The organism is Shewanella woodyi ATCC 51908 (genome assembly GCF_000019525.1).
Classification (GTDB): domain Bacteria; phylum Pseudomonadota; class Gammaproteobacteria; order Enterobacterales; family Shewanellaceae; genus Shewanella; species Shewanella woodyi.
Map to the genome: position 1 here is coordinate 2,678,159 of NC_010506.1, position 25,038 is coordinate 2,703,196.

Sequence of the window (25,038 nt, forward strand, 5' to 3'; positions counted from 1 at the left end):
TGTCGCACGTTAAGAGCTTAAGGTGCGACATAAGTATCAGGTGTATTAAGCGAAAGCACGCTTGATGTTTTCAATACGCTGTGCGATCTCATCTTCTGTCCATGACAGTTTGATTAGCATAGAGATAGTACGGCTCATGATGGCATCAGACTTAGGCACTGAAACTTGAGTATAATCAGGACGATCTTCAATTAATGTGATCGGTAGGGCAGAGCAAGACTTAAGCTCTTGAATATGCTTCCAGTTACTTAGGTAGTGCCAGTTGTTCACGTACCAGTAGAAGCAGCCATCTACGCCATTTTCAGCTAACTTTTTGTTGATCTCTATGGTGCGCTCTTCGGTTGGCATCATAAAGGTCAAGAAGCCTGCTGAGTCACCTTTAACATCTGGTAGTTCGCGGAAAGAGATATCGGCGATATCTGCAATGGCTGACTTGATGGTGTTCTTGTTTTTACGTTGGATATCGATAATGGTATCGAGTTTACGTAGCTGAGCAAGACCCATCGCCGAGTTCATCTCAGAGATACGGAAGTTCAAGCCCATAATAGGGTGGCCTTCTGCACCACGATCGTTACCCACATGGTCGTGACCGTGGTCTGAGAACATGTGTGAGTTTTTGTAGATGGTTTCGCTGTTGGTGATCACCGCGCCACCCTCACCACAGGTAATGGTTTTCACTGAATCAAATGAGTAGCAGCCTACATCACCGATAGTGCCTAGGGCTTGACCTTTGTAAGTACCACCAATAGCCTGACAAGCATCTTCAAGTAGGACTAGATCATGCTTTTCACAGATGGCTTTAATCTCATCTAACTTGCCCATTGAACCACACATATGAACTAAGTTAACCGCTTTAGTGCGTGGTGTGATGGCAGCTTCAATGCCCTCAGGAGACAAACATAGAGTTTCATCAATCTCTGCAAAAATAGGGACTGCGCCAGCCATAAATACGGCTTCAACAGATGCAACAAAGGTAAATGGTGGGACAATAACTTCATCACCAGCGCCAATGCCTGCAGCCGCAAGTGCCGTTTGAAGAGCCGCAGTACCACTAGAGAGCAGGTGAGCATGTTTTACGCCCATCTTTTCACAAAGTAGCTGCTCCATCTCACGTGTCTTCCAACGGTCATTGCGCATATGATCGAAGTTATAACGGAAAGTAAAACCGTTCTCCATTACATCTGCAACTTCTTGCTTCTCTTCAGGACCAAATAATTCAAAACCGGGCATGGAAATTTCCTTAGAATTCGCTGCGCTTAAAATGCGCTGAAATAGATCATAACTGAAGGATTATAACTGGGTTAGAAGGCAAACTGCGATGTTTATTAAGCGATATTTCGCTAAAAAAGAGAAAAAAAGCTGTAATAGGGGGATAGATAGACACTCAAGCGATGGAGGAGTGCATTTTTGCGTGCGCCTCAGCATCATATTTTGAGGCGCACGGAGAAGCTTGGGTTGTTACTTTTCTTTAAACTGTTCATTATCGACAGTGACATCTAGATCCGACAACAAACCATTATCGATACCGTAGATCCAGCCATGTACCGAGACATTTTGGCCGCGAGCCCAAGCATCTTGAACGATGTTGGTGCTACTGACATTACCAACTTGCTCAATCACATTGAGTTCACAAAGTCTGTCGAACTTCTCTTCCCCTTCAAGTTTATCAAGTTCATCACTGTGTAGGCGGTGGATATCCCTTATATGACCTAACCAGTTATCGATTAAACCTAGACGCTCAGTGCCCATAGACGCTTTAACGCCACCGCAGCCATAGTGGCCGACTACCATGATATGTTTAACTTTAAGAACTTCTACGGCATATTGAAGCACAGACAAACAGTTAAGATCTGTGTGGATGACCATGTTGGCAATATTACGATGAACGAAGACTTCGCCAGGCATCAGATCAATGATCTGATTTGAAGGTACACGGCTATCGGAGCAACCGATCCAGAGATACTCAGGGTTTTGTTGGGTGGCCAACTGCTCAAAAAAATGTGGTTTTTCCTGAACGATACGTTCTGCCCAGCGGCGGTTATTATCAAAGAGCGGTTTTAGTATTTTCATGGTTCTCAACAATATTTAGGGAATGTATCTCGTTCTTATGAACATGCATTCTAACAGCTAGCGTTTATCTATCTGGTCTATTCAGTCATGTTAATGACTACCTGGTTTGCTCTCTTTTTCTGTTGATTGATATAGTAATTATTAATACTCATTAGGGATTAAGTCTAATTGTGCTGACTTAGGAAAGCACAGAGATGTTGATTAACAAACTCAGCCTGTTCCAGAGTGGAGATATGCCCTGCTTGTGGGATATGGATAAATTCACTGCCCTTGATGGCATCATGCATCAAGTATCCCTCAAGTACGGGGCGAACGGTATCCTCGACACCTGTCATGATTAAACAGGGGGCATTTAAAGATTCGATCTCCTCTAGGGTATCTCGTCTGCCAAAGATGATTTTTCCTAAACGGCAGATGGTATCAATCTGTTCAGGCTTTACCTGTCTTAAGGACTCTTTAAAGCCGTTAAAAAGCTCAGGGTTATTAGCCTCTGTGTTATGAGCGAAAAAGAGAGGAGCGATCTGCTCGACTAACGCTTCGGGTACTGCTTGAGCTTCTTTAATGGCATCGAGCATAGTGTAATATTTGGCTCGCGCTACCTCTGGTTCAAAGCCGACGAAACATCCGAGCATTGCGAGCGACTTTACTCGCTTAGGTACTTTCAGTGCAAGTTCTGCCCCCCACATGCCCCCAACAGACAAACCTATGATAGAGAACTCTTGAATGTCGAGTTGATCCATCAGCTTTAACATATGATCGGCGATATGCTGCAGTGAGCGACAGTTATCTGGGAGAGGGTCTGAGTCACCGTGTCCCCAAAGATCAGGAACGATACAGCGATATTGTTGACTTAATGCTTCAATCTGAGGGGCCCACATCTGAGCATCCCAAAGGTAGCTGTGGCCAAGAAGCAGCACAGGCCCTGTACCAATATCGATATAACTTAATGTTTTGTCTTCGATGGTTAATCTGTTTTTATAGGAGGTAAACTTCATATTGCCTACTGTCATCAATCTTATCTAAATTAAAAAGTGTTTGTTGCTGAAGGAGCTGGCGCCACTCTTTGTACATATTCATTAATAATATGGGTGAGTTTAGGGATTATGGCACTCTTTAGCTCAATATCGGCATCGTTTAAAATGGCATTGATTCTACCGGTATCAAAGCCTTTGAGTAGCTCATTGGCTACGGGAAAATAGCTTAAGTGCCAAGGCTCTGGGCTGACCCCACTAAGACCCGCCTGAAATGGAAAATAGAAGCCAAATTCATGACTGTGCTTGACCAGCCAACGGTGCAGAGGTGCGCAGGGGCCGTTGTCTTCATACTCGCAGGAGACAAGTCGTAACTCACCGCTAGTGATAGCACTGGCGTCATAGAGATCTACATCCGTACCCCAATGGTGTCTCGATGTGCCCGGTAGTGCAGACCATAAGAGTATCAATTCAACTATCTCTTGTTGGCTTTTATTCGCTATCGAGACGGGGTGAGAGTCAATATCTAGCAGTGTACGTTTTCCTTGGGCTTTTGCGTTCCAGATCTGCAGCTGCTTGTTAAAATGCCTATGGCCTGAACAGACAGCAATATCGATGCCTTGATGTTTTGCAGCTATAGTCATACTTGCCAAGGCTTGAGCCGTTTTTGGCTCGAGCCTATGACCTTGATAGTCCACAAGGTGCTCGCTATCAAGGCCGTAGAGGGCATCTGGTGAGATTAGCAAAGTAGCTTTTCCAGGATCACTTCATAACATTGGGTTAGCAGTTCAAGATCTGAAACCTTAACGCATTCGTTGACCTTATGTATGGTCGCGTTGACTGGACCTAGCTCAATCACATGGGCACCAGTTGGCGCAATAAAGCGTCCATCAGATGTGCCACCTGAGGTCTGGGGATCTGTATCGGAGCCTGTAACCTGTTTAATCGCTTCGCGGGTTGCATCCAGTAGTGGGCCGTCACCAGTTAAAAATGGCAGGCCGTTAAAAATCCAGCTGATATCGTAATCTAATCCGTGCGCATCTAAGATATTAAGCACTCGCTGGATTAAGATCTCTGCGGTTACCTCAGTGGAGTAACGAAAATTAAACATCACCTCAAGGGCACCAGGGATCACATTCGATGCACCGGTACCGCCATTTATATTGGCAATTTGAAAACTGGTCGGTGGGAAAAACTCATTACCATTATCCCATTTCATCCGTGCCAGTTCATCCAAAGCGGGCGCCGCTTTGTGGATTGGATTATCCGCAAGGTGAGGGTAGGCAACATGTCCTTGAATACCATTGATGGTTAGATTTCCAGTTAAGCTGCCTCGTCGACCATTTTTAACGATATCACCCAACTTATGGGTCGAAGATGGTTCACCGACAAGAGACCAAGTTATTTTCTCATTGCGTGCTTCTAAGGTATCGATAACACGGGTTGTCCCGTTAATGAATGGACCCTCTTCATCACTGGTGATGAGAAAAGCGATAGAACCATTATGATCGGGGTGTTTCTCTACAAAGCGCTCAGTGGCAACCACCATGGCGGCAAGTGAACCTTTCATGTCAGCTGCGCCGCGACCATGAAGGTAACCATCGATGACTACCGGGTCAAAGGGGGGCGTGTGCCAACGATTAAGGTCTCCGACTGGAACGACATCTGTGTGCCCTGCAAAACAAAAAAGTGGTCCCTCTTTGCCTCGGCGTGCCCACATATTGGTGGTATCTTCAAATACCATAGATTCTATCTCAAAGCCTTGGGCTGCTAACCTTTCAGCCATGAGTGTCTGACACCCTTCATCAAGAGGAGTGACAGAGGGGCGAGAGATAAGATCCTGAGCTAAGGTTAAGACTTCTTGGCTCATAGGTTGAACCACGCTTTATACTCAGCTTCTTTAAAGCCAACAAGGGCTTTACCATCAGCGGCTAAAACTGGTCTTTTAATCAGCGTTGGGTGCGTTAACATCAGCTCAATGGCTTTGGCTTGATCAATGTCTGACTTCTCTTCGTCGCTAAGATTTCTAAAGCTTGTGCTGCGCTTGTTAAATAGCGGCTCCCAGCCTAAAGTTTCTACCCAAGACTCGAGTTGCTCCTTGGTGAGTCCATCGACGCGAAAATCATGAAAGGGGATATTCAGACCATTAGCTTCTGTCCACTTTCGCGCCTTTTTGACTGTGTCACAATTTTTTATTCCGAAAAGAGTCAAGATGGTTTCTCCGTTGATGTTGTTATTGACTGCGACTTATTATATTGATTGGCATTATCCAATTAGTCGATTTTTATGGGCATTGTGTCATTGCCCTTGGTTTCTCTCAAGATAAGTTGGCGATTAAGGATGAATAATATTCAGGAGAGAGTCTGTAAGGGCTGACAGTTTCTAAAATATGCTGGAGCAAGTTAAAGATCGACGGTAAAAATCACATCTTTGCCTGCCTCAACATGACCGTGAGATTTATTTAGCGATCTCACATCTTCCATGTTGGCCAGTACTACAGGGGTCAGTAGGCTCTCTGCATGTTCTTTAAGGTAGCTGAGGTCAAACTCGAGAATAGGATCACCTTTTTTGACCACTTGGCCCTCTTCAGCAAGTCGATTAAAACCATTACCTCTAAGCTCTACTGTGCCGACACCAAAGTGGACAAAGAGCTCTAACCCTTGGTGAGATTCGATGCTAAACGCATGGTTAGTTTCAAATATTTTTCCGATAGTGCCATCTATTGGAGCAAAAATCTGACTACCTTTCGGGTTAATCGCGATACCGTCCCCGACTATTTTTTCGGCAAAAACGACATCAGGTACCTTTTCAATCGCTAAGATCTCACCTGACACAGGGGCATAAATTTCAATACCACCAACGGGATTGGCTTGTCCTGACATTAAACGTCTTATTCGGCTTAAAAATCCCATTTATCATCCCCTAGTAAACATATATTTTTCATTTTTATGATGTCACTCTTGCGTAGCATACTGAATTATTTGACTTAGGAACAGTGTGATACGTAATGATTTAACGCTTCTATACGTTGTAATTTGAGTGCTTCTACACCCCATCTTTGATAAGTCGATAGATCTTGTTTAGAAAGTGCTGATTTAAGCTCAAGTAGTGAGTTAACGTTGATGCTCAGTTCATCAATTCCCATCCCAATTAATATGGGGGCGACATTAGGGTTACTGGCTAACTCTCCACATACAGATACTGGGATGTTGTGTTTTTTAGATTCATCTAAGGTCATTTTGATTAATGTTAAAATCGCAGGTGACAGAGAGGGAAAAAGCTTAGTTAAGCTTGGATTTGTTCTGTCGGCCGCCATTGCATATTGAGTGAGATCGTTTGTGCCGATACTGACAAATTGTAACCTTGGAAGCATAGAGGCAAGGTTCATCACCGCAGCAGGGGTCTCAACTACGATGCCGTAGCTAAGCTCACCAAAACCGCGCTCCTCATTATCCAACTCTTGTTGACACTCGCTGATGAGGTTAAAGAGTTGGTCTAGCTCTTCGACCTGATTGATCATGGGAAACATTAATCTGATGTTGCCATGGTTTGCGGCGCGGAGCACCGCCTTCAACTGTGTTTTTAGCAGGTGTGGATGCTGTAGAAAGTAGCGAGTGCCACGCACGCCTAAGGCAGGGTTATCCTCACTGGGTAAAGATAAACAGGGAAGCTCTTTATCGGCGCCGATATCTAAGGTTCTTATGGTGAGAGTCTTGCCATTAAGTAGCTGAGCTGCATCGCAGTAGAGACCATACTGAACATCTTCCGTTGGCATAGTACTGACATTCATCAACATAAATTCGGTACGAAATAGCCCGACACCATCAGCGCCAACTTCACTTAAGTGGGTGAAATCACTCAAGCTACCCACATTTGCCATCAGTTGGATCGGGTGATTATCAAGGGTTTCGCATGGCAGCTTTTTAAATCTTTGCAGTTTCTGCTTATGCGCTAGATCATCGGCTTTTAGTTTCTTTAACGCCTTAAGCTCGGACTCTCTAGGATTAATATGTAGCTGGCCAGATAGGGCATCGAGGGCCAGCGCTTGGTTGTTCTGTATGGCGTTGTCGAAATCACAGCTAAGGAGAGCTGGGATCCCCGCGCTTCGCGCTAGGATAGCTGTATGACTGGTGAGTCCGCCGGTTTTGAGCACGATACCGACAATGTTTTCTAAGGGAAGGAGCGCAAATTCAGCAGGAGTGAGGTCATTGGCTAATAAAATAGTGGGTTTAGTTAAGTTCTCAAGATCATGAGTGATAGACCCATGAATTGCACTGATTAACCGATTACTCAGGCAGTGAACATCTTGGGCACGATTCGCTAGGTACGGATCCTCCATCGCTTTTAGTAAGTTAACTTGCTGAGCAAACACACGCTCAACAGCGACGCAGGCTGCAAACTGTTGCGCTTCAATGGTGTTAAGAAGTTGCTTGATGAGCTCCTCATCTTCAAGGAACATGATATCGGCTTCGATTAAGAGGTAATGTTCACTATCTGGATCAAGCTTATCTAAGCCAGCATTAAGATGTTGTACTAGTTGGTGTATGGCATCTTTGAGTTTGGCTTGTTCGGAAGGTATCTCATTAATCGGAAGCAGACGATAGTCTAGATCATTATCGTGCTGTTTAAGTATTCTGGCTTGACCAAAGGCTATTCCTGATGAAACCACTATACCCGGAGTAGACATACTTGCTTCCTATTGGTTGAATACTTAAACAATGTAATAAAAAGTTAGATGAAATTAGCTTAGCGTGATTAAGAGTTCTGATACTTTTTCCACGGCTTGCTCAGCTTGTGGACCTTCTGCAAACACTTTCACGGTTATCCCATGGTAAAGGCCTAAGGTTTGTAATTTAAATAAGCTTTTTGCACTGGCTTGTTTACCGTTACATTCAACTAAGACATCACAATCATAGGTCTTTGCTTCTTTTACCAGCAGCGCAGCAGGGCGAGTGTGAATGCCATGTTTAGCTGTGATAGTGACAGATTTTTCATACATAAGATAAACTCATTTGGGAGTGAGGCGCAATCAATATTCGGTGATCTGAAATTGCTTCTTTTTTAGTGCACTGACAGCTTCATTAAGCTTGTCTTTTTTGACGAGGATATAATCAGTGTCGAAGGTTGAGATAGCAAAAATGCTGATCCCAGCTCCTGCTAATGCACCTGACACACTCGATAGGATACCTGTCATTGAGAATCCAAGGGGACCGACAACTTCTAAGCAGCGCCAGTTACTCTCCTCTTCGAGGCTTTCAAGCTTGAGCTCCGCCGGGACCACAACAGAGAGTTCATCTTTGGTCTTACCGACAAAAAACATCTCTTGAGTAAATATGGCAGGGGGGATCTTAGCATCAGGGCTAAAGCTGTGAATGCTATAAAGTTGAGAATGAACGGCAAGAGTCATTCTTGACATGGTTATAATTTACCTAATGTAGTTTTAAATTCATATTCCAGCATATTAACATAAATCCTATAACTAAAAAGGGAGCAATTAGCCCCCTTAGTTTATACCAAAACTCAGTGTAATGAATGAATTTTCTCCATAATGGTTAAACTTTAAATTGAGCTAAAGTCTTGGCAGTGTCCTCACTTAGATCTTGCAAAGAGATAGCCGCAGACTTATTGCTCTCATTGGCTTTAACGCTAACCTCTGTTAGCTCAGTGATGCTACAGACGTTTCGATTTATCTCCTCTGTGACTAATGATTGCTCCTCAGTGGCACTGGCAAGCTGGGTATTCATATCACTGATATGAGCAATTAAACCTAGAATGTCCTCGAGTGAGCTACCTACCTCTTTTGTTTGGTTTTGAAGCTGTACAGATCTGCTTTGTGTATCTGAGTTACTGGTCATCACCGAGGCGACACCTGATTGGATATCTGAGATGATCTTTTGGATCTCATTAGTCGACTCCTGTGTGCGAGTCGCTAATGCACGGACCTCATCGGCAACCACGGCAAAACCGCGACCATGGGCGCCAGCTCTTGCCGCTTCAATGGCAGCGTTAAGTGCGAGCAGGTTAGTCTGCTCTGCAATGCCACGTATGACATCTAATATACTGCCTATCTGATCAGAGGATTGGCCCAAATTGTGAGTGATTACCTCAGAGTTTTTGAGTTCGTCTACTAACTTTTCTGTATGGATTAACGTTTGATCCATCATCGATTTACTTTGTTGAGCCTGGGTTTGAACTCCATTGGCTGCATCGGCTGCTTGCTGAGTATTGCTTGCCATCTCATGAGTCGTAGATAGCATCTCATTGATGGCTGTTGCTACGCTGCTTGTCTCTTGATGCAGATGGTCAACACAGGCATTTGACTCTTCAACAGCGGTGAGGAGTCGGTTGGCATCTTGATTTAAACTGTCACCTAATGGTTTGAGGTGGCCGACCATTAAGTTGATTTTTTCAACAAAAAGGTTAAAAGCGATGGCAAGATCGACCACTTCATCTTTGCCTACTGTGGGTAAGCGTTTAGTGAGATCACCTTCACCTTTGGCAATATCTTCCATCGCCGCTATCGCTTCTTTCAGTGGAACGCTGATGGAATGGTTAAGTATGAGGAAAAAACCAAAGATGGGCGCCGAAATCAGTACCATGATAATGAGGTAATTTAGTACGACCTCATAGGTTGCTTCATTAATATCACTCATGTAAGAGCCTGTCACTAAGGTCCAGTCCCAGGCAGGGTAATATCTTGCTTCTACTAATTTCTCCTCAATAGCTCTGGTCTGAGGGTTAACAATGAAAAATGTTTGTTTTGATACCGTCGCTGTTTGTGCTTCACTGACCATATCTGCAAGGGAGAGTTGGCTGTTTTGAGAGTGGATCTTATTAGCGTGTTGGCCGATGAGGTTAGGGGAGGTACCATGGGAGATTATACTGCTGTTTTCATCGATAAGGATAAAGTAACCATCTTTGCCAAACCCAATTTCATTGATTAGTTGAGTGGCTTCAGCCTTTGCATCTTTAAGAGTTATTTTCCCCTGTGATACCTGCTTTCGGTGAGCGTCAATAATACTCAGTACTGTGACTAACTGGGCGTCATTTTGCACCCACTTTTGCTTTATCAAATTATTACGTTGCTCATTAATGGAAAAGCTGGCGAAACAAAGCGTACCGATTGCAGCAAGAACAAGCATTAATATCAATCGTTGAAGTATGGTGAAGCGACGTAATAAAGCTATCATAGGTCTCCCAGAGGATAAGGGTGAATATGGGTCTAAATATACGCTGACAGAGAAGCTAATTGAATGATTTAACGCTGTTTAAGCAAGTGTATGAGTAAAAGCTAGATCTACCTCACTCTATGTAGAATTAATCACAATATTTACTAAAGTTTTAGTTGGTGATGCTAGGCATTTTTAACGAAGTGTTAGCTTGTGATTATTTTGATTGTTAATTTAACGTATTTTCAACACCTTACGTGATGTTTATGTTTTTTTGTTATAATAATGGTTGAAAATATTGCTTTCGCTTTGATTTATTTCACTATTACGCGCAGAATTAACTATTATCTCTTTTCGGTTTTAACCATGAATAAAACATCTAAAATAGTTAAGTCAGACGATATTTTATTAAAATTATGCGGCTCAGTAGCCAATGTATTGTCTCAAACCACCGACAGTCAGGTTTCCCATGCTGCCATGGTGCAGAGTATTACTCGCACCAGCTTGAAGCCGGATTTAGGCTGTTTTTCAATTTTTGATGGTGGTTTCTCTGGCTTAGTTGTGATCAACTTTTCAGCTGATGCTGCTCTTGAGGTGTACCGCGGTTACATGACTCATATGGGTATGCCTGAAACTGAATTCGCTATCTCTCATACTTCAGATGAGGTTGGGGATGTGATGGGGGAGCTGATGAACCAAATTTTAGGGGACTTTATCAGTAAGGTTAGTAAGCAGCTGCAGACCTCTATTAATCAAAGCCAACCAAAGATGCTGACCATTAATAAGCAGTTGACCATCTCTGTTGATACCAACCTTGATGATGCCGTTGCGCGTAGAGTGTCATTTCGCACGCAGAATAACCATATCTTCTATCTTGAATTTGCAATGGATAAAACTGAATTTATTCAACTTGATGAGTTCGATGAAGATGGAGAGTTCGACCCTGATGACCTCCTAGCCGAACATAGCAATAAAGAGGAGAAAGAGCCTGTATCTCCTTGGGCTAAAGCGGCGAGTAAGGAGAGTGCAACGGATGAAGCTGACGATCTCCTCAATGAGCTTGGGATCTAATTTAGATTAACGCTTAATGTCAGATTAACGGCGCCTTGTGCGTCGTTTTTTATGGGAAGAATTGGCATTAAGCATGAGTTAAGCGTTTTATTATGGCACTATCTAAAGATAATAATAATCACAGGGTGGCTGTATGGCATCTAAAGCAACATCGATAGATATCGCCTATCGTGCTGGCGTTTCTCAATCTACGGTATCCAGAGCATTAAGAAATAGCCCTTTAGTCAATCTAGAGACACGACAGAAGATCCATGAGATAGCCAAAGAGCTCAACTACAAGGTGGATAAAAACGCCAGTAACTTGAGAACGCAAAACAGTCTGACTCTAGCCCTGCTTTTATGTGAAGACCCAACCAATGATGATTCACTGATTAATCCTTTTTTTCTCTCCATGTTGGGATCGATTACCCGTGCAACAGCCCAGCAAGGTTATGATCTATTAGTCTCTTTTCAACAGTTAAGCAGTGATTGGCATGGGGATTACGAGGACAGTAATAAGGCCGATGGTATCATTTTATTAGGTTATGGGGATTACCTTGATTACGAAAGTAAACTAGATAAACTGCTGTCGCAAAATACTCACTTTGTGATTTGGGGGGCTGAGCATAACAATAATGCCGTGTTATCTATCGGCTGTGATAATGTCCAAGGCGGCATGATAGCCACGGAGCACCTAATAGAGCAGGGGAGAAAACAGTTTGCTTTTTTAGGCGGAGCATCGAGCCACAGTCCTGAGTTTCGCGATCGTTATTTAGGCCATACTAAAGCAATTAAGCAAGCAGGACTATCTCACAGTAAGAAACGGCAATTTAGTGCGATCAGTACCGAAGAGTCGGGCTTTGATGCGACCAAAGAGCTGCTCGCTTCAGGACAAAGCTTCGATGCTATCTTTGCTGCGAGCGATCTTATCGCTATCGGAGCGATTCGCGCCCTGAATGAGCAGGGTTTACAGGTGCCTGAGGATGTTGCTGTCGTGGGTTATGATGATATTCCGGTGGCGAGTTTTGCCAATCCACCTCTGACAACAGTTAAGCAAAATACCCAATTAGCGGGTGAGATTTTGGTTGAGAGTCTGCTTAAGCTAATTAAGGGGGAGGAGGTTAGTGGACAGTTGATCCCAACATCTCTGGTTATCAGAGGCTCCTCATCCATCTAATTAGCATAAATATTCAGATGTTTATTGCGTACATAAAAAAGCATTGACACTTGATTTAGGTTTTTTTGCTATCTTTTGCATCAGCTTAAAGCTAGGAGTGGTAATAGAGTAACGAGTTTGAATATCTTCAATCATTGTCAGCCAAAGCTTTGCCGTCATCTCTGAGTCGGCTAATGCGCGGTGAAATACGCCATCGTTTTCAATCTGCCTAAATGCGACTAAACCACCGAGTTTATGATTTGGCGCTTCTTGATAGATGCGCCTAGCGATTAACATGGAGCAGGCAAATTCACCTGTGTAGTGACGGTTTATTAAGCTGAGCTCAGCATCGAGAAAACGTTGATCGAATGAGGCATTGTGGGCGACAAGATTACTGCCATGAATAAAATCAGCGAAACGATCCATCACGACTTCACAAGGTGCGGCAGTGCTTAGCATCTGATTGGTTATCCCTGTGTAACTTTCAATAAAGCTGGTGATCCGAAATCCTGGATTCATTAACGCTTGAAACGTATCGACAACCACGCCATCTTCTAATTTTACAGCACCAATTTCAATGGCACGATCTCCTTGGTTGGGGGAGAGGCCTGTGGTTTCAAAATCGAGCACAATAGCTGAGTTGGATGCTGGGTTTAGCATATTTTGACCTTAGTTCATTCACTATATGTTTGACAGAGTTGGGTGCATCTAAGACAAAAAAGCCCGCGAGGTAAGTCGCGGGCTTTTTAAGGAAACTTAAAAAGTAATATTACTTCTTAGCGTTTCTCTCTTTAACTTCAGCGATAACTTTCTCAGAAACACTGTTTGGACATGGTGAGTAGTGAGCAAATTCCATAGAGAATTGACCACGACCAGATGTCATAGTACGTAGTGAACCGATGTAACCGAACATTTCTGATAACGGTACGTCAGCTTTAATACGAACACCTGTAACACCAGCGTTCTGATCTTTGATCATACCGCGACGACGGTTAAGGTCACCAATTACGTCACCAACGTTGTCTTCTGGGCTGAATACATCAACGTTCATGATAGGCTCAAGAAGTTGTGCACCGGCTTTTGGCATTGATTGACGGAAAGCACCTTTAGCAGCGATTTCGAACGCGATAGCTGACGAGTCAACTGCGTGGAAAGCACCATCCATAAGCTCAAGCTCAACGTCAAGTACTGGGAATCCAGCAACAGTACCTGTGTTCATCATGCTTGCGAAGCCTTTCTCAACTGCTGGCCAGAATTCCTTAGGAACGTTACCACCAACAACAGAAGACTTAAATGTGAAGCCAGAGTTTTGCTCACCAGGACGGATAACATAGTCGATCTTACCGAACTGACCTGAACCACCAGACTGCTTCTTGTGTGTGTAGCTATCTTCAGTTACCTGAGTGATAGTTTCACGGTAAGCTACTTGTGGCTCACCAACAATTAGGTCAACGCCGTAAGTACGCTTAAGGATATCTACCTTAATGTCTAGGTGAAGCTCACCCATACCTTTAAGGATAGTTTCACCTGAATCTTCGTCAGTCTCAACGCGGAATGATGGATCTTCTGCAATCATCTTACCGATAGCGATACCCATCTTCTCGCTGCCGCCTTTATCTTTTGGCGCTACTGCGATAGAGATAACTGGCTCTGGGAATACCATTGCTTCAAGAGTACAAGGGTGCTTAACATCACATAGAGTGTGACCAGTTTGCACGTTCTTCATACCAACGATAGCGATGATGTCACCAGCTTGTGCGTAATCAAGTTCGTTACGCTCATCAGCTTGCATCTCAACCATACGACCAACACGCTCAGTTTTACCTGTGAACGAGTTAAGGATGGTGTCACCTTTGTTGATCTTACCTGAGTAGATACGTACGAAGGTTAGTGCACCAAAACGGTCATCCATGATTTTGAATGCTAGTGCTTTTAATGGCTCATCGATAGAAACTAGAGCGAATTCGCCAGTTTCGTTACCTTCTTCATCAGTAAGAGGTTGTGGATCAACTTCAACTGGATCTGGTAGGTAATCAACAACAGCGTCAAGAAGAAGCTGCATACCTTTGTTCTTGAAAGCAGAACCACAGTAAGTTGGGAAGAAAGTCATGTCACGAGTACCAGCACGGATACAACGCTTAATGTCTTCCATAGATGGCTCTTCGCCTTCCATGTAAGATTCCATTAGGTCGTCGTCCATTTCAACTGCAGACTCGATTAGCATTTCACGATATTCTTCAACAAGCTCAACCATGTCAGCTGGGACATCTTCGATCTTGTAGTTTTCAGCTTCACCAGTGTCATCCCAAACCCACGCTTTACGAGTAAGTAGGTCAACAACACCAGTAAATTCGTCTTCGATACCGATTGGAAGAACCATAACTAGTGGGTTAGCCGCTAGTACATCTTGTGTTTGCTTAACAACACGTAGGAAGTCAGCACCCATACGGTCTAACTTGTTTACGAAGATGATACGAGCAACTTCTGATTCGTTCGCATAGCGCCAGTTAGTCTCAGACTGTGGCTCAACACCACCGCTACCACAGAATACACCGATGCCGCCATCAAGAACTTTAAGAGAACGGTATACTTCAACTGTGAAGTCAACGTGGCCAGGGGTGTCGATAACGTTAAAACGGTGGTCGTTCCAGAAGCAACTTACAGCAGCAGACTGAATGGTAATACCACGCTCAGCTTCCTGTTCCATGAAGTCAGTTGTAGATTCACCATCATGAACTTCACCTATCTTATGGATCTTACCGGTTAGCTTAAGAATACGCTCTGTTGTGGTGGTCTTACCCGCGTCAACGTGAGCAAAGATACCAATGTTTCTGTACTTTGATAAATCAGTCATTTTTCTACTCTATTGGAGTTACGTTCTAAAATTCGGGGGGAAGTATATCAATACTTTTGAAATTGTTTTATAGATTTTTATTAAAATCCTGCATTTTCGGTTAAATAACCGAAGGGAAAGTCTATCTTCTGCCACGTAGAGCGTTCTGTAACCCTTGCTACTTCTGGTTTTCGGGCTGATCAGGTAGAAACCACCAGTGTTCTTTTTTACTTATATCATTTTTCCCAAATGTGACTTCACAACAGTACTATTTCTTCTTTCATCCACTCTTATAGGGAGCTGTATCACTATTTTATGATCTCATCGAGCGTTTTGACATTGGTTTGTTGCTAGCATCGCCGAAATTTTTTATCGGTAGAACCATGATGCAACTTGAACTCGGTGAGTTAACCCCTGAACAATTCTTGAAAGAGTATTGGCAAAAAAAACCGTTAGTTATCCGAAAAGGTTTCTCTAACTTCAGAGACTTACTCTCACCTGAAGAGATGGCTGGTTTAGCTTGTGATGAGATGGTTGAGTCTCGCCGTATCTATAAAGAGCAGGGGGAATGGCAAGCTGAGTTTGGCCCATTCGATAGCTATGAACATCTTGGTGAGTCAGGTTGGACTTTGGTGGTTCAAGCGTTGAACAACTGGCTTCCGGGTGCAGAACAATTGATCCAGTGCTTTGATTTCATCCCTCGCTGGCGTTTTGATGATGTCATGGTGAGTTATGCGACACCTGGCGGAGGTGTTGGACCGCATATTGATCTCTATGATGTGTTTATCTGCCAAGGCTCTGGTCGTCGTCGCTGGCGTGTGGGTGACAGAGGAGAGCATAGAGAGTTTGCTGCTCACCCAGCTCTGCTTCACACTGAAGCATTTGAGCCTATTATTGATGTGGAATTGCTACCAGGAGATATTTTGTACCTGCCACCTGGTTACCCTCATGATGGGGTGACGCTTGAAGAGTCGATGAGCTTCTCTGTTGGCTATCGTACAGCTTCGGCAAAAGATATGGTAAGTGCATTGGCTGACCACTTAATTGATAATGAACTGGGTTGTGAACAGATTGAAGATCCAGACAGAGTAATCAGTTTGCAAAGTGGACGCGTAGATGAAAGCGACTTAGCAAGAATTAAGGCGCAACTTCTGGCCAAATTAGATGATAGATTGATCAGTGAATTCTCGGGGAGATACCTGACAGCATCTAAGTGTGAGTTAGATCTGCCTGAGCAGAGTTTAGGTTTTCAATCGACAGATATTTTGGAGATGTTAAAAGCGCAGACACTTATCCGCCTTGGTGGCTTGCGAGTGCTTTATTTCGATGCCTCTGTTAAGCAAGGTCTGTTTTACATTAATGGTGAGGAGTATCAGTTATCATCAGCGCTCAGTGACGCTATCCCGTTTTTATGTGATCAGCAGCAATTGAGCTATTCGTGTATAGCTCCTTGGCTAGATAGCCGTGAGTTCATCGAGCAACTGACTTTGTGGGTCAACGCGGGTTTCTGGTATTTTGAAGAGGATTAATATTCTTTTAACGGATTGATTAAATGGAGCCTTATGGCTCCATTTTTGTTACTCTCGAGCGAAAATGTGATGTAAGTGATTAAATTAGGAGCTTTATTGTGGCGATTGAACACAGCGAGTTGATGGCAGAATTAGCCTCTTTAGATTGTCGTACTAACTTTACCATCAAGAAGATCACCGAATATATGTTGCCTAAGCTCAAAGAGCCTATCTATCTTCATGGGGCAGATAAAGATTGTCAGCTGGTGATTAGACCCGCCTATGAGGTATTTCTTGCAGATCTTGCTGAACTTGAGGGAGTCACATACAAAGAGGGGTATTTTCATAACAATGAGATGACTCGTTTTCCTAAGCGTGTACAGAAGAGCTTAAACGGCATTCACTACGGACTTGGGTTTAAATTTACTGATCGTGAGGCTGTAAAACGCTTTATTCACCGCCTTATCACTATCATTAATGGTGGTTAATATTTTTGTGTCGATTTGACTCGTTGTACAAAGAAGCCAGTCGATTGACTGGCTTCTGGTTCGTGGCATTCTTATTGATTACACTGTTGAAAATGATTCTGACTATTCATTTAATGTTTTTGAGACAAGCTCATAGTGATCCCATACCTGCTTATCTGTCATTGAGCGGACTAACTTGATGTATTCGGCATGTGTCCACGCCAGTGGGGTGGCAGAGTTTGTTCCCTGCCCAAGTTGATACTGGTATCGAGTGGCATGACCTACGCCGTCCCAAGCTTGCTCTGGTAGCATCAATCCATCATTTGCGAATGCTTCCATTCCCTGAACATAGGTATTAATCAGCTCGCTTTGTTTCTCTTTCGTTAACTGATCTGATTGGATGGCTTTAGCTAGTTCATAATGCCCACGTTCACCAGTAAAGAATGGCCAAACTCGACCACGTTGCCCTAGGCTATTACTGCCTTTTTCGGCGTAGTTGTCTCCAGTTTGAGTATCTTCACCATAACCATCATTACCGTAACGTCTAAAGCCTGGAAATTGGGTGCCATCTTTAGCGGTAAACAGATATTTAACTCTGAGTTGATCCTCTAGTTGGGTGTTATCGATTAAAGCAAGTGTTTGTTCGATCACAGGATCTTGTGCTGGACGAACGCCGTAACGAACGAGTTCTAAGAAACCACCGTCGAGTACGAGTCGCTGATCTAGCCCTGGACGCCCATTGTTATCACCCAGACGGTCATCTGTGTTGGGGGTGCCATTTGGAGCCAGCCTAAGGTAGTAAGGGGCGGGAGCCTGCTTGCCTGTCAAGGGGACTGGCGAGGTGGCACTGAGCAAACCATTATCTGTGATAAGGAGCTTGCTGAGCTTGTTATTCATGGTTTTCGCTGTGATTAAATAACGCTCTGCACCTTGGTTATCGTCTGCTACTTTGGCTATTTCACTGGCTGCAATTAAGCCAGAAATTACGGCGGCTGAGGTAGAGGGAGAGTAACCAATCTGCTCCTCCCAGCGCTCTTGTTGTGTTTTGAGCGGTGTGATCTCTGAGTGGTTCCAGCCTAAATTAACTTCGCCACCAGTGACTAAAAACTCAGCAGCTGGTTTTAGCATCTGGGCGTACCAATGAGCGATATCACTGTCGGTAAGTACACCTGCTTGCCACAGTTTCCAAGCTAACATGATGGGCATGGCAGTTTGATCCAGTTGAACGGCGACCCACTCTATTTCACCGTCAACCTGGGTTTTTTGTAAGAACCAACCTGGAGTTCCACTAAAACCTGGGGTGTCTTTGGTGGCTTGTACTTTCTTTAGATATTCAAAGGCAACTTTAGCGGTTTGTGTATCGCCCATGGCCAGAAATGCCATAGCGCACTGATAGAAATCTCTGGGCCAGACGGCTTTATAACCTGTGCTGGCTTTCGTTGCTGGTATTGTGTCTCCCCAAGGGTTGGACAGAGAAGCGATAAGGGCGCCAGGGTGAGTTTTGTCCTCTTGAGCCTTGAGAACAAGTGCACTGGCGTACAGCAGTTTGCCATTGTCTGTGGTATTGGCTGACATTGGCGAAAGCTGGGTTAGAGAAGCTAGATAATCTTGCCAACCTAGGGCATCTCCCTTGCCATTGTATGTATCGAGTACAGTATTATTACCGTCTGCTAATGTTGCATCAGCATTGGCTAGACTCTCTGTTTTACTTTGACCAAAACCAAGGACAAGATTGAAATCAAGACTGCTGTCCTTTTCATCTGTGCTTCTTTGTGGTGTTGGAAGTTGAGCTGTCAATGCCACATTGCCTAAGTTCTGAGATGGCTGTTTATTGTGGTTTTTCTCTTCGCTGGTAGAGGTAAACTGCCAATCCATCTTACCGTCTTGTTTAAGATCTGTAAGCCCATCTGATCTGCCAACAAAGCCTGCGCTGGCTTTGGTGAAAACAAGATCCGATCTTAAGGTCAACACACTAGATTGACTCGCTCCAGTGTATGCTTGAAGTTGTTGTTTATTTGGTTCATTAATCACCTTAGCAATGTCATTAGCGCCACTATTGTCAATGTGAGGGTTGAGATACACATAGGGAGTAATGCCATCTTCAAAAGCGGTAAAAATGACCCGCATCATTAAACTATCACGCTTAGGGTCGGTAAAAATATGCTTCTCTATTTCATATTTACCTTCAATATCTCTATTAACTACTTTATAAGCCAAAGAGAGAGGGCGTCCCATTTTGTCTTTATGCAGATAATCTATTGTGCTGGTGGTGTTATCTTTTTCTGTATCGACAAAACCTTCGCCTGTGATGATGAACTGCATCTCTTTAAGCTGAGCATTGTGGATCAATCCATACATGGTTTCTGTTAACACACCTTGTGCAATGGAAAACCAGACTCGGCTATTGGGGCTCTTTTCAAGTTCCTCTTTATCATAAGCTTGATAAGAGGTGCCGATCCCCGTTTTACCCGCAAAAGCCCAAGTAGGCTCGTTACCTGGGGCTCCAGTGGCTATGTTGCTCGCAATTGGCTTAGCTGGTTCGGTTTGTGTTGATGATGGTGAGCAGGCTGATAGAAACCCTGTGACAGCGATGGTGAGTATCGTTTTGCTAAATTGGACTGGTAGGTTGCTCGGTCTGAAAATCATCTTGTTGAAACTCCAATTGTTCTTGTTTTAGGTCGGTACTGGATTTTGATTGATAAGGTATGATTCTGTTATTTAGCCGTTACCTCAGTGGCAGGTGTTTTGACAAACAAGACACTGACTCCAGCGATCATCATTAAGCTGCCGGCAATAATGAGGGCAAAAATAGGTTGTCCCTCAAATACGAGATTAAGAATGACGCCGAGTACACTGGCTGCGAGCAGTTGAGGTATCACAATAAAGAAGTTAAAAATGCCCATATATACCCCCATTTTTTCTGCTGGAAGCATATTTGACAGTAGGGCATAGGGGATTGAAAGTATCGATGCCCATGCTATTCCGACGCCAATCATTGGAAGCCAAAGCAAGTTTGGATCTTCGATAAAATAGAAGCTTATTAGGCCAAAACCACCACAAAAAAGGTTGAGCATATGGGCTCTTTTTAAACCTAACGTCATCACTACAAAAGGGATTAAGATGGCGGCTAATGCTGAGAAACCATTATAGGAAGCAAACAAAATACCTACCCAATCAGCGCCGTCATTATAGGCTTTTGAGAGTACATCTTGAGTACCGTAATGATAATCAGTGACGGCTGCCGTGGTGTAGATCCACATGGAAAATAGAGCAAACCAAGAGAAGAACTGAACAAGAGCCAGTTGGTGCATCGCTTTTGGCATATTGAATAGATCATCTACCAGGCTAAACACCATGCCTAGTTGAGCACGTGATTGCTTCTTGTCTTGCTGATTGTTCAGTTGGTTGTTTTGCTGACTAAGTCGTTTCAGCTTTAAGGCGCAGTAGAGCTGAAGTGGACCAAAAGAGAATACTCCTAAGCTTAAAATCAGCAGTTGTTTATCAAGCGCTTGTATCCAAATAATCAGGGTGAGAATAAGCCCTGTTGCAGTCCATATTATGGATGCAAAGCGATAGTGCTGCTCGGTACGTGTATGAGGTTTATCTGTTTTGAGACTTTCACTACTGTATTGCTCAAATGCCTTTAGCTCTTCTGGTGAGTACTCTTTTGTTGAGACAACGGTCCATAACACGGCGATAAGCAGCACGGCCCCGCCAAAATAGAAGGCATAGCGGACTGAGGCTGCAATCTCGCCAGCAGGCGCAGTATTGGGCACATCAAAGAGGTTAGTCAGTATATAGGGGAGTGCGGAAGCAACGACTGCGCCGACACCGATAAAAAAACTCTGCATGGCAAAGCCTAAAGTACGTTGACGGTTAGGCAGGTTATCTCCAACAAAGGCTCTGAAGGGCTCCATGGCGATGTTGATAGAGGCATCCATGATCCACAGCATGCCAGCGGCAATCCACAGAGTGGGGGAGTGTGGCATGATAACGATAGCTAGGGTGGTTAATATGGCTCCAATAAGAAAGTAGGGCCGACGTCTGCCTAGCTTTCCCCAGGTATTGTCACTCATGTAGCCGATAATTGGCTGAACTAATAGACCTGTTAGCGGTGCTGCGATCCACAGAATTGGGATCTCATCGATTGATGCACCTAATGTTTGAAAAATGCGACTCACATTAGCATTTTGAAGGGCAAAGCCAAATTGGATCCCAAGGAAACCAAAGCACATATTGAAGATTTGCCAAAAACTGAGCTCAGGCTTTTGCCTATTAGCAAGGTCGTTTCTGCTAGATTGCAAAGTCTTTAGCTGCTCATGTCGCTCTGACTGTTGAGCCGTATTGGCAAGGCTTGAGTTTTCTGACATCCAATTTCTCGCTTTTTATTCTGTTTTTATGCTCGTTGTGTCATAGGACAATTAAAAATTGGTACACACGAATGTCACTTAATATTTATCACAGAGCGCTTAAGGTGCCGTTTTGTTAACGTGTTTAGATAAAGCGCCAAATCTATTGGTATAAAGTGATTTTTCAATATCTAGTATAGGTTGCAACCTTTTTCATATGTGCAGTGATAGAGCTTAATTTAAGTGCTTTTGCATTTAACCTTGGTGGCGGACTCGGTACAACTTCTTGCATACGTATTCATGGCTGCTTGTTAACAAGTTGATAGCGTACTAGCAACCTTGTGTCGATGGTTTAGAATAGTATTTTATTGAAATTTATGTAAATTTTTAGTCGGTGAGATATTGTCGCCCTGACTTTGACTACTCAGTTATCCATTTTTAAATCAACTTAGCAAAAGGGCTAAACTGTTATTACTTGGTTGATTCGAGAGTTGTAGCTGATAAATTGCTAGGTTGAAAACGTTGGCAGAATTCACAAAAATGGTAAATCTTGCCTGCTTTGCGCATCTTTCGCTTTTCACATTTAGGAATACTTGTATTATCCCTTTTTATTTTTGAGAGAGACAAATGGATATTCAACGTTTAAACCCAACTCCACGTTGGTCTGATGCCACTGTATTTAATCACATGGCGCACTTTGTTGAGATTGCCAATGATACAAGTGCAGATGTTAGAGAGCAGGTTAAACAGATATTTGCTCAAGCTGAATCGACCCTATCCCAAGTCAATAGTAATAAGTCGCGTATTTTATCGGCCACTATTTATGTCACTGACTTTTCCCATATGCAGCAACTTAATGAGGAGTGGGAGGCTTGGTTGCCCCAAGGTTGTGCACCGAGTAGGGCTTGCGTAAAAGTTGAGTTGGCGGATCCAAGTTACTTGGTTGAAATTAGTTTTGTCGCAGCAGTAATCACTGCACAAAGTTAAGCTAACCTGAACTTAAGCTGACAAAAAGTAAAAAAACGGTTGGTTTTGCGTTTAATCTACTGCGCTGCTACTCACTTTTGTTTACGACTCTGTAATACTGCAACATCATTTAGCGAAGGAAACTGCTCATGATATTTGCAGTACTCAGAAGGAAAGATGATGAAAGTGTTAAAGTTGGTGACGTTTAGTTTGAGCATTGTATTTGCTAGCGTGATCTTAGCGGGAGTATACCGTTTTAATTTGACTGATGACGATATCTATATCGAGATGTCTGACGGAACTGTTTTGCCTTATGATGAGGCGGTAATTCTTGAAAAGAAGACCAAGAATGAGGAGAAAAGTGCAGCATTAAGAGAGGGGATATTTACTGCTGATACTCAAGAGTCTTCTCTTGTGATGCGTAAACTGTTTAGCCTTCAAACAACCACCCCGTTTAATATCATGCTCCCTGATTCTAATAGCCTTGTTGCTCTGACCCATTTTCTCGGTGGTGATGAACATGAAAGTCAAGATAATAGCGAGCTTGCTGCTGGGAGTTACCAGCATGGCGAGGTAAGGGGGAGTGTGTTGCTTGATTACTACAAAATCACGCCATTAAACTTCCCTGAAGGATCGAGCACGACTAGCTCAATGCATTCAGATAATGACAAAGCGCTTTTTACTTTTGTTGCTCCATTTGCTGTCACAACACAGGGCTCTGGAGTGTTCTGGTATCTAGGCCTGTTTAATATCGATTATCAAACTAATAGGCTCTCACATATTGATAGTGAGTTTGTGGGGGATAGAGTTGAGATAAAGCATATCGAGCCATCGGAACCTTTCGATTCACCATACAGCATAACTGTAACTTACAATGAAAGGGGACCCCTACAAGCGATGAGTGATAAACCTTCCATGAGACAAATGGTGGAGTTGAGGGTGTCAAAGGGTGAGATAATTAATTTGTCAGCGATTAGTGGTTGATAGGGGATCACTAAGCCAATAAAAAGGGTCGGCTCACCTTTGTGGTTAGACAAAGAATCCCTGTTTGCTGTTATAATCTACCTGCTTAACTTTTAGCGTTTCTGTTTTTGCTTTCAGCCAAACAGTGTGATTACTTTAATTTTACCTGAGATCTCCCATGCCATTTTCCAAACTTGGATTAAGTGAACCTATTTTAAATGCCGTAACTGAATTGGGTTACACCACACCGACGCCCATTCAGGCTGAGGCGATCCCGCTAGCCCTTAAAGGTAAAAATCTAATTGCAGCAGCACAAACTGGTAGCGGGAAAACCGCTTCTTTTGTGTTACCTATTCTTGAGCTGTTATCTGCTGGCGAGACTCAACGTAAAAAACGTGCCCGTGCTCTGGTTTTAACGCCAACAAGAGAGTTGGCAGTTCAAGTGTGTAAGAGTATTGAGCTTTACGGCAAGCATCTAAATCTTAACGCTATAGCCATCTATGGTGGCGTCGATTATGCGCCACAAAAACAGGCGTTAATTGATGGTGTCGATATTGTTGTGGCAACGCCGGGACGTTTGCGAGACCTCTATACTCAACGTGCAATTCATTTCGATGAGACAACACTGCTCGTGCTTGATGAAGCCGATAGGATGTTGGATATGGGGTTTATCGAAGATATCACTAAGATTATCGATACATTGCCCGAGCAGAGGCAGAGTTTGTTATTTTCAGCAACACTCTCCAGACAGGTGAGGGAGCTTGCTAAAGAGACTGTTTGCGATGCTATTCAACTCTCATTTAATAAAGAGAATGAGGCTAAGCCAAATATCGAACAGTGGATCACCACAGTCGATAAAGATAAGAAATCAGCACTGCTCAGTCATTTAATTAATGAACAAAACTGGCCACAGGCACTGATCTTTATTGAAACTAAACATGGTGCAGCCAAATTGGTGAGTCAGCTTGAAAAGCGTGGCATCGAAGCTGAGTGTATTCATAGTGGGCGTACACAGGCCATTCGTGAGCAGATCTTGGCAGATTTTAAATCTGGCAAGATAAGGTATCTGATCTCCACTGGGATCTCAGCTCGTGGTATCGATATCGATGAGTTACCTTTGGTGATTAACTACGATTTACCCTTTCCAGCCGATGAGTATGTTCATCGCATTGGGCGTACGGGCCGTGCAGGTTCAGCTGGTGAAGCGATCTCTTTGGTCTCAAAAGATGACTTTAAAAATCTGTGCATGATTGAGAGCCGATTAAACCATCTGCTTGAACGCCGTGTTATAGAGGGGTTTTCACCGAGAAAAGAGGTGCCCGTTTCGGTATTAAACTATGTGCCTAAATCACAACGTGATGAAGATGGAAAGCGGATTAAATCTGAGAAAAGTGCTAAATCAGGGGCTGTTAGATCAAAAGCGAAAAGCAGTAAACCATCGAACCGCTTAGGAGATGGAAAAAGTACTGAGTCTTCAAAAAGTAACACTCAAGCAGGCTTTAATCCTTGGACAGACGGTAAGAGATAGTATTTATA

Annotated in this window: 22 protein-coding genes; 7 read left to right on the plus strand and 15 right to left on the minus strand. The window is 43.5% G+C overall.

Annotated elements, in window-relative coordinates:
• Window positions 1–45: 45 nt before the first annotated feature.
• The 11 genes from kdnA to SWOO_RS11250 form a co-directional block, all read right to left on the minus strand.
• A complete protein-coding gene (gene kdnA, locus SWOO_RS11200; RefSeq protein WP_012324810.1) occupies window positions 46–1,230 on the minus strand; it encodes an 8-amino-3,8-dideoxy-alpha-D-manno-octulosonate transaminase KdnA in 1,185 nt (394 codons plus the stop codon).
• A 228-nt stretch (window positions 1,231–1,458) separates the two neighbouring features.
• Window positions 1,459–2,070 (minus strand): carbonate dehydratase, encoded by a 612-nt coding sequence (gene can / locus SWOO_RS11205; protein ID WP_012324811.1) that lies wholly within the window; start codon window positions 2,068–2,070, stop codon window positions 1,459–1,461.
• A 164-nt stretch (window positions 2,071–2,234) separates the two neighbouring features.
• The gene (locus SWOO_RS11210) at window positions 2,235–3,065 is read right to left on the minus strand and encodes an alpha/beta fold hydrolase (protein ID WP_012324812.1); all 831 of its coding nucleotides are present in this window, start codon (window positions 3,063–3,065) and stop codon (window positions 2,235–2,237) included.
• Between the two features lie 29 nt (window positions 3,066–3,094).
• Window positions 3,095–3,787: a M15 family metallopeptidase gene (locus SWOO_RS11215; protein WP_012324813.1), complete on the minus strand. Its 693-nt coding sequence runs from the start codon at window positions 3,785–3,787 to the stop codon at window positions 3,095–3,097.
• The gene (gene dapE / locus SWOO_RS11220) at window positions 3,781–4,911 is read right to left on the minus strand and encodes a succinyl-diaminopimelate desuccinylase (protein WP_012324814.1); all 1,131 of its coding nucleotides are present in this window, start codon (window positions 4,909–4,911) and stop codon (window positions 3,781–3,783) included. Before dapE ends, SWOO_RS11215 begins: the two co-directional genes overlap by 7 nt.
• On the minus strand, window positions 4,908–5,252 hold the full coding sequence (locus tag SWOO_RS11225) for an ArsC family reductase (protein ID WP_012324815.1): 345 nt from the start codon (window positions 5,250–5,252) through the stop codon (window positions 4,908–4,910). The genes dapE and SWOO_RS11225 overlap by 4 nt, the downstream gene beginning before the upstream one ends.
• Window positions 5,253–5,443: 191 nt before the next feature.
• A complete protein-coding gene (crr, locus tag SWOO_RS11230; protein ID WP_012324816.1) occupies window positions 5,444–5,953 on the minus strand; it encodes a PTS glucose transporter subunit IIA in 510 nt (169 codons plus the stop codon).
• Between the two features lie 74 nt (window positions 5,954–6,027).
• Entirely contained in the window at window positions 6,028–7,728 is a 1,701-nt protein-coding gene (ptsP, locus tag SWOO_RS11235; RefSeq protein WP_012324817.1) for a phosphoenolpyruvate--protein phosphotransferase, read from the minus strand.
• A 54-nt stretch (window positions 7,729–7,782) separates the two neighbouring features.
• Window positions 7,783–8,040, minus strand: a complete 258-nt coding sequence (locus SWOO_RS11240) for an HPr family phosphocarrier protein (protein WP_012324818.1) — start codon at window positions 8,038–8,040, stop codon at window positions 7,783–7,785.
• A 30-nt stretch (window positions 8,041–8,070) separates the two neighbouring features.
• Window positions 8,071–8,457, minus strand: coding sequence for an ACT domain-containing protein (locus SWOO_RS11245; protein ID WP_012324819.1), 387 nt, complete (start codon window positions 8,455–8,457; stop codon window positions 8,071–8,073).
• 136 nt (window positions 8,458–8,593) lie between these two features.
• The gene (locus tag SWOO_RS11250; RefSeq protein ID WP_012324820.1) at window positions 8,594–10,231 is read right to left on the minus strand and encodes a methyl-accepting chemotaxis protein; all 1,638 of its coding nucleotides are present in this window, start codon (window positions 10,229–10,231) and stop codon (window positions 8,594–8,596) included.
• Between the two features lie 345 nt (window positions 10,232–10,576).
• On the opposite strand from SWOO_RS11250, the gene SWOO_RS11255 reads away from it, so the two are divergent.
• On the plus strand, window positions 10,577–11,281 hold the full coding sequence (locus tag SWOO_RS11255; RefSeq protein ID WP_041417606.1) for a DUF3334 family protein: 705 nt from the start codon (window positions 10,577–10,579) through the stop codon (window positions 11,279–11,281).
• A 133-nt stretch (window positions 11,282–11,414) separates the two neighbouring features.
• A complete protein-coding gene (locus tag SWOO_RS11260; RefSeq protein ID WP_012324822.1) occupies window positions 11,415–12,437 on the plus strand; it encodes a LacI family DNA-binding transcriptional regulator in 1,023 nt (340 codons plus the stop codon).
• 21 nt (window positions 12,438–12,458) lie between these two features.
• On the opposite strand, the gene SWOO_RS11265 is transcribed toward SWOO_RS11260, so the two are convergent.
• Together SWOO_RS11265 and fusA are read right to left on the minus strand one after the other, a co-directional pair.
• On the minus strand, window positions 12,459–13,076 hold the full coding sequence (locus SWOO_RS11265; protein ID WP_012324823.1) for a 3'-5' exonuclease: 618 nt from the start codon (window positions 13,074–13,076) through the stop codon (window positions 12,459–12,461).
• A 109-nt stretch (window positions 13,077–13,185) separates the two neighbouring features.
• Window positions 13,186–15,270 carry an elongation factor G gene (fusA, locus tag SWOO_RS11270; RefSeq protein ID WP_012324824.1) on the minus strand — a complete coding sequence of 695 codons (2,085 nt, stop codon included), beginning with the start codon at window positions 15,268–15,270 and terminating at the stop codon, window positions 13,186–13,188.
• Window positions 15,271–15,635: 365 nt separating this feature from the next.
• On the opposite strand from fusA, the gene SWOO_RS11275 reads away from it, so the two are divergent.
• Window positions 15,636–16,778 (plus strand): cupin domain-containing protein, encoded by a 1,143-nt coding sequence (locus SWOO_RS11275; protein WP_041417607.1) that lies wholly within the window; start codon window positions 15,636–15,638, stop codon window positions 16,776–16,778.
• Between the two features lie 98 nt (window positions 16,779–16,876).
• Window positions 16,877–17,245 (plus strand): hypothetical protein, encoded by a 369-nt coding sequence (locus SWOO_RS11280; protein ID WP_012324826.1) that lies wholly within the window; start codon window positions 16,877–16,879, stop codon window positions 17,243–17,245.
• 102 nt (window positions 17,246–17,347) lie between these two features.
• Here SWOO_RS11280 and SWOO_RS11285 read toward each other — a convergent pair whose 3' ends face one another.
• Window positions 17,348–19,870, minus strand: a complete 2,523-nt coding sequence (locus SWOO_RS11285) for a glycoside hydrolase family 15 protein (protein WP_012324827.1) — start codon at window positions 19,868–19,870, stop codon at window positions 17,348–17,350.
• A gap of 68 nt (window positions 19,871–19,938) precedes the next feature.
• Window positions 19,939–21,594 (minus strand): MFS transporter, encoded by a 1,656-nt coding sequence (locus SWOO_RS11290; protein ID WP_012324828.1) that lies wholly within the window; start codon window positions 21,592–21,594, stop codon window positions 19,939–19,941.
• Window positions 21,595–22,200: 606 nt separating this feature from the next.
• On the opposite strand from SWOO_RS11290, the gene SWOO_RS11295 reads away from it, so the two are divergent.
• The 3 genes from SWOO_RS11295 (at window position 22,201) to SWOO_RS11305 (ending at window position 25,030) form a co-directional block, all read left to right on the plus strand.
• Window positions 22,201–22,560, plus strand: a complete 360-nt coding sequence (locus SWOO_RS11295) for a RidA family protein (protein ID WP_012324829.1) — start codon at window positions 22,201–22,203, stop codon at window positions 22,558–22,560.
• Between the two features lie 156 nt (window positions 22,561–22,716).
• Window positions 22,717–23,523, plus strand: a complete 807-nt coding sequence (locus SWOO_RS11300) for a hypothetical protein (protein WP_157581908.1) — start codon at window positions 22,717–22,719, stop codon at window positions 23,521–23,523.
• Window positions 23,524–23,680: 157 nt separating this feature from the next.
• The gene (locus tag SWOO_RS11305) at window positions 23,681–25,030 is read left to right on the plus strand and encodes a DEAD/DEAH box helicase (RefSeq protein WP_012324831.1); all 1,350 of its coding nucleotides are present in this window, start codon (window positions 23,681–23,683) and stop codon (window positions 25,028–25,030) included.
• The last annotated feature ends 8 nt before the right edge of the window (window positions 25,031–25,038 follow it).

Bases quoted from the DNA above. Each gene is read 5' to 3' on its own strand.
- kdnA (WP_012324810.1), bottom strand. From the start codon at position 1,230: ATGCCCGGTTTTGAATTATTTGGTCCTGAAGAGAAGCAAGAAGTTGCA.
- SWOO_RS11240 (WP_012324818.1), bottom strand. From the start codon at position 8,040: ATGTATGAAAAATCTGTCACTATCACAGCTAAACATGGCATTCACACT.
- can (WP_012324811.1), bottom strand. From the start codon at position 2,070: ATGAAAATACTAAAACCGCTCTTTGATAATAACCGCCGCTGGGCAGAA.
- SWOO_RS11295 (WP_012324829.1), top strand. From the start codon at position 22,201: ATGGATATTCAACGTTTAAACCCAACTCCACGTTGGTCTGATGCCACT.
- SWOO_RS11265 (WP_012324823.1), bottom strand. From the start codon at position 13,076: ATGCTAAACCCAGCATCCAACTCAGCTATTGTGCTCGATTTTGAAACC.
- dapE (WP_012324814.1), bottom strand. From the start codon at position 4,911: ATGAGCCAAGAAGTCTTAACCTTAGCTCAGGATCTTATCTCTCGCCCC.
- SWOO_RS11305 (WP_012324831.1), top strand. From the start codon at position 23,681: ATGCCATTTTCCAAACTTGGATTAAGTGAACCTATTTTAAATGCCGTA.
- SWOO_RS11210 (WP_012324812.1), bottom strand. From the start codon at position 3,065: ATGAAGTTTACCTCCTATAAAAACAGATTAACCATCGAAGACAAAACA.
- SWOO_RS11255 (WP_041417606.1), top strand. From the start codon at position 10,577: ATGAATAAAACATCTAAAATAGTTAAGTCAGACGATATTTTATTAAAA.
- SWOO_RS11275 (WP_041417607.1), top strand. From the start codon at position 15,636: ATGCAACTTGAACTCGGTGAGTTAACCCCTGAACAATTCTTGAAAGAG.
- SWOO_RS11260 (WP_012324822.1), top strand. From the start codon at position 11,415: ATGGCATCTAAAGCAACATCGATAGATATCGCCTATCGTGCTGGCGTT.
- SWOO_RS11290 (WP_012324828.1), bottom strand. From the start codon at position 21,594: ATGTCAGAAAACTCAAGCCTTGCCAATACGGCTCAACAGTCAGAGCGA.
- fusA (WP_012324824.1), bottom strand. From the start codon at position 15,270: ATGACTGATTTATCAAAGTACAGAAACATTGGTATCTTTGCTCACGTT.
- SWOO_RS11250 (WP_012324820.1), bottom strand. From the start codon at position 10,231: ATGATAGCTTTATTACGTCGCTTCACCATACTTCAACGATTGATATTA.
- ptsP (WP_012324817.1), bottom strand. From the start codon at position 7,728: ATGTCTACTCCGGGTATAGTGGTTTCATCAGGAATAGCCTTTGGTCAA.
- crr (WP_012324816.1), bottom strand. From the start codon at position 5,953: ATGGGATTTTTAAGCCGAATAAGACGTTTAATGTCAGGACAAGCCAAT.
- SWOO_RS11300 (WP_157581908.1), top strand. From the start codon at position 22,717: ATGATGAAAGTGTTAAAGTTGGTGACGTTTAGTTTGAGCATTGTATTT.
- SWOO_RS11245 (WP_012324819.1), bottom strand. From the start codon at position 8,457: ATGTCAAGAATGACTCTTGCCGTTCATTCTCAACTTTATAGCATTCAC.
- SWOO_RS11285 (WP_012324827.1), bottom strand. From the start codon at position 19,870: ATGATTTTCAGACCGAGCAACCTACCAGTCCAATTTAGCAAAACGATA.